Annotated in this window: 6 protein-coding genes; all 6 read right to left on the reverse strand. The window is 63.6% G+C overall.

The genetic code is table 11. From position 1 onward, the window contains the following. Positions 1-277 precede the first annotated feature (277 nt). The 6 genes from A1D30_RS18990 to dinG all read right to left on the reverse strand — a co-directional run bounded on the left by A1D30_RS18990 (position 278) and on the right by dinG (position 4,179). The gene (locus A1D30_RS18990; protein WP_063462298.1) at positions 278-781 is read right to left on the reverse strand and encodes a pyridoxamine 5'-phosphate oxidase family protein; all 504 of its coding nucleotides are present in this window, start codon (positions 779-781) and stop codon (positions 278-280) included. 123 nt (positions 782-904) lie between these two features. Further along, complete coding sequence (locus A1D30_RS24930) at positions 905-1,057, reverse strand: HepT-like ribonuclease domain-containing protein (protein WP_082836538.1); 153 nt, start codon at positions 1,055-1,057, stop codon at positions 905-907. Then, positions 1,058-1,246 (reverse strand): hypothetical protein, encoded by a 189-nt coding sequence (locus A1D30_RS18995; protein ID WP_063462299.1) that lies wholly within the window; start codon positions 1,244-1,246, stop codon positions 1,058-1,060. Next, the gene (locus A1D30_RS19000) at positions 1,243-1,542 is read right to left on the reverse strand and encodes a nucleotidyltransferase domain-containing protein (RefSeq protein ID WP_063462300.1); all 300 of its coding nucleotides are present in this window, start codon (positions 1,540-1,542) and stop codon (positions 1,243-1,245) included. The genes A1D30_RS18995 and A1D30_RS19000 overlap by 4 nt, the downstream gene beginning before the upstream one ends. Positions 1,543-1,598: 56 nt before the next feature. Beyond that, positions 1,599-1,961 carry a zinc ribbon domain-containing protein YjdM gene (locus A1D30_RS19005; protein WP_063462301.1) on the reverse strand — a complete coding sequence of 121 codons (363 nt, stop codon included), beginning with the start codon at positions 1,959-1,961 and terminating at the stop codon, positions 1,599-1,601. 43 nt (positions 1,962-2,004) lie between these two features. After that, a complete protein-coding gene (dinG, locus tag A1D30_RS19010; protein ID WP_063462302.1) occupies positions 2,005-4,179 on the reverse strand; it encodes an ATP-dependent DNA helicase DinG in 2,175 nt (724 codons plus the stop codon). Positions 4,180-4,325 lie beyond the last annotated feature (146 nt).

The following is a 4,325-nucleotide window of genomic DNA, read 5'->3' on the forward strand; positions in this document are numbered from 1 at the left end:
ACAGGCAAATGGCCGCGAAGGCGGCAAGAAGGGCCTCGGGGCAACCCAAAAGCAAGGCCCACCAGCAGGCAAAAAGGGCGGTCTCTGCGCGATCTGAAAACTGCGGCCTTGTAGCACTCACGAATTCGAGTTGTTCAGGACATCCCTAGAGGCCAATTTCATTCATATTCTCAAACTGCGTGTGTCATGTGCTGACCCATGCCCCTGTTCCCCACGTTGGGGCGCGCCGCCCATGCGCCTCACCACACGCGCGTTGCGCCATGGAGCCAAGGCTGCATCAGTACAGGGTGACCTCTTTGTGCTCACCCAAATCGCGCGGTTGCTCGCCGGTGATGGCGGCCTTGGCCATCTTGAAGATCTGCACCATCTTGCTTTCGTCGACATCCCAATACTCGGCATGGCGGATGCGCACGACCAGCAATGCCAGATCAGGGTCGGACACACCGCCCGGGAACCACGCTTTGGCCATGGGCGACCACAGCGCCTCTTTCTGGCCCCGGTCTTCCACAAAGCGGGCCTGACCCGACAGGGAGACGTAGCTGTCGTCGTCCGGGTTGGCATAGGACACATTGACCTCTCCATCGGTCAACAAGCGTTCATACAACTCGCCGGATTTGGAGATAAAAAAGTACAGCTCATTGTGTTCATCAAACTTGCGGTTCTGCGTGGTGAGCGGGTGCGCATGCAGCATGCCGGTCGACGTGCGGTGGGTCAGCATCCCAAACCGGATGTCCTTGATGAGTTTCCACAAGGTTTCGTGGGCGGCGGTGTCGTGTTGCATGGAGGCTCCAGTGAGAGGGACGGATAGCTTCACTGTAGGTTTCTCAAGCGTTCGGCGGCGTCGTCCCCCAGGCCGCATGGGCGTGGGGGGATGTCTGACAAAGGCTCCGGCGGCGGCGGAGGGCTAGGCGTCGGCGAGCGCGCGGAGCACTGCCGTTTCGAGCGCCGGCAGATCGTCCGCAATGGTCTTGAAGAGAATTTCGTGCGCCACTTGCTCATACCCGTGCGCAAGAATGTTGCGCAGACCGATGACTTTGCGCCATGGAATATCAGGCATCTACTGCGCGCGGGAGGTGTCCACGCGGTACGCGGCCTCGCCTAGATTGATGAACAACTTCTCCACCGCGAGGCACAGCACACGGTGCTGCGCAAACTCTGCAGCGCTCAATGGCGCCACCAAGGCACGCAGCTCTTGCACAAACTGCAGCATGTCTGCCAGGTGCGCGGGTGTGCGGTCCAGCGTCACTGAAACAGTGGGCGCAGCTGTGGCTCGATAGCGCGGCGCCGGTAAGGATTGTTGAGAACGGAGGGGAACGCCAGATCAATCTTGCGACCGTCAAATGCCGCAGACAACTCATCCTGCATGTCCACCAAGGCAAAGCCACTGGGCGCTTCGCCGGGAATGAACTCCACCAGCAGGTCCACATCGCTGTCGGGCCCCTCCTGGTCCACCGCTGCAGAGCCAAACATTTGCAGCCTCCGCACGTGGTAACGCGTGCAGATGTCTGCAATGTGGGACTGAAGAGTGGGGCCGATCTGCATGGGCGGAATTATGAGGGAGTGTCCGGCGGGGCCGGTGGCACACCGATTGCCAGGTTTCACGCCTTCTTCAAAAACTCTGACTTGAGCAGCATGCTCCCCAAATCGGTCTTGCAGTCCACGTTGTGCCCATCGGCGCCATCGACCAGGCGGATGCTCTTGATCTTGGTGCCCTTCTTGAGGCTCGATGATGAGCCCTTGACCTTGAGGTCTTTCACCAGGATCACGGCGTCGCCGTCGGCCAGGGGGTTGCCATTTGCGTCACGTACGGCGTCACGCACCACGCCATCGCCCGCATCCGCCGCGTCCGTGTCTGCCACCTGCGGCCATACAAAGGTGCAGTCGGGGCACACGTAGTGGCTCGCGTCGGGGTAGGTGTTCTCAAGTCCGCATTGGGGGCAGGCAGGGACAGTGTTCGGCATGAGGTTTCGTTTTGAAGTTGTAGTTGGACGAAGGTACGCGCAGCTACAGCGGCGCGCGTTGCTCCAGCGCAAAGGGCGGCAAACCTTTGAGCAGCCGCTGGCCGTAACTGGTGCGCGTCAGGCGCTTGTCGTAGCAGTACACATGCGCCTGGTCTTCCTCGGTGCGGATGGCGCGGCCCACCCATTGCGCCAGGCGGATGGCGGTGGCAGGCACCACCAGTTCGCTGAACGGGTCGCGCCCCACGGCGCGCAGCCATTCGGCACGGGCCTCGCCCACCGGGTCATCGGGCGGGGCAAAGGGCAGCTTGGTGATAAACACCGATTCGCACAGCCGCCCGGGCAAATCCAGCCCCTCGCCAAACGATTGCATGCCAAAGATGACCGAGGGCTCGCCGTTGTCCACGCGCTCGCGGTGGCGTTTGAGCAGTTGCGTGCGCGGTAGCGCGTTCTGCACCAGCACCACGCTGCGCATGGCGGTGGGCAATGCATCCACGGCCTGGCGCATCTGTTCGCGCGAGGTGAAAAGCACCAGCGCGCCGTATTCCACGCGGGCAATGTCATGCAGCAGTGCATCGACCATCTCAGCCGTGAACTGCGCCGCGTTCTTGGGGTCGGCGTGCGTTTCGGCGGCAATCAGCGTGCCCTGTGCGGCGTAGTTGAAGGGGCTGGCCACCTCCAGCGACGTGGCTGCTTCGTCGCCATGCAGGCCCGCTTCGCGCAGGAAAAATTCAAAATTGCCGCAGCTGGTAAGCGTGGCCGATGTCAGCACCGCACCACGCACTGCGCTCCACAGGTGGTTGCGCAGCGTGGTGCCCGGCAATATGGGGCTGGCGTGCGCCTTGACCACGATGAAGTCGCCATCCACCTCCAGCGTGAACCATTTGGCGGCGGGCACAAAGCTGCGGTCGGCGCCTTGGGGCGCATCCTGCAGCAGCAGTTGCGCGGTGGCGTGCAGCTCTTCCAGCCGGGGCGCGAGCATGCCGATCTGCGCGTACAGCGTGGACAAGCGCTTGGCCTCTTCGGGCTTGTCGCGCATCTCGGCACGCAGGGCTTTGCTGATGGCGCGCAACGCTTCCAGAAATCCATCGGCGCTGGCGGCCAGCAGGCCCAGCGGCGCAACCAGTTGCTCGGGCAGCTCGCCCCGTGGCACGCGCACCCGCGCCGGGCCCCAGGTGTCCTTCTGGCTTTTGAGCGCGGCGCCGTACACATCCATGACGATGCGCGCCAGGTCCTGCAGCGTCTGCCGCAACTGGGCCGCATGGCGCGGGATGTCGGCAATCTCTTCCACCTCCAGCAGCGCGCCAATGCGCAGGCCCCGGCTCGACAAGCGCTCGATCCAGGTGATGCGCGACAAATCCATGCTGCACGCAAACTGCTGCAGCGCCGTGGCGGGCAGGTGGTGGGCTTCGTCCAGGATCAGCAGGCAGTTGTCCAGCTCGGGCAGCACGCGCGCGCCCAGCGACGACAGCAGCAAATCGTGGTTGGCCACAATGACCTGTGCGCCCACCAGCTCCTTGCGCTTGTCGTAATAGGTGCACTGGCTGAAGGCCGGGCAGTGTTTGCCGGTGCAAGACGCGCCCTCGGCCGCCACGGGGCTCCACACCTCGGGCTCGGGCGGTGTGTCCAGGCTGTCGCGGTCGCCGTCCCATGCGCCTTTCGACAGCGTCTGCGCCATCGTCGAATAGAACTGCATGCGTGCCTCGGTCTCGTGCCGGGGGCGCTTGGCGCGGGCGGCGGCTTCTTCCTCGGCAAACAGGTCGTCGTCGGCCTCTTCCTCGGCCTCGCCCGTGCCCGCCAGGCGGTCGAGTTTGAGCTTGCACACATAGCGCCCGCGCCCCTTGGCCAGCGCAAACTTGAAGGGCTGGGGCAGCAGCGCGGCCAGCGCGGGCAGGTCCTTGTTGACCAATTGCTCCTGCAGCGCGACGGTAGCCGTGGAGATCAACACCCGCGTGCCGCGCGACAGCGCGAGCGCAATGGCGGGCGCGCAATACGCCAGCGACTTGCCTACGCCCGTGCCCGCCTGGATCACGGCGATGGAGCGCGTGGGCGCGGCCTCGCCGCTTTCTTCATCCACCTTGCCCAAGGTAGCGCTACTGAACGTGCGCGCCACCTGCTCGGCCATCAGCCGCTGGCCAGCGCGGCTGCGAAAACCTTCGGTGGCCTGCACCACCGCATCGAAAGATTCAAGGGCCTGCGCGGCCCACACCTGTTGAGACATAAGGGGTATCTATTTAGCTCCAGTAGCCCCGTTGATACTGTAATTTCATCCAGCAATAGTATCCGATTGCCTCTCCCCGGTGTTCTTGCTCACGACATCCCCATACGTCACTGGCGGCGTAACCACCGCTTGCTGCAGCAAGCGGT

This window comes from Acidovorax sp. GW101-3H11 (assembly GCF_001633105.1).
Taxonomy (GTDB): Bacteria; Pseudomonadota; Gammaproteobacteria; order Burkholderiales; family Burkholderiaceae_C; genus Acidovorax.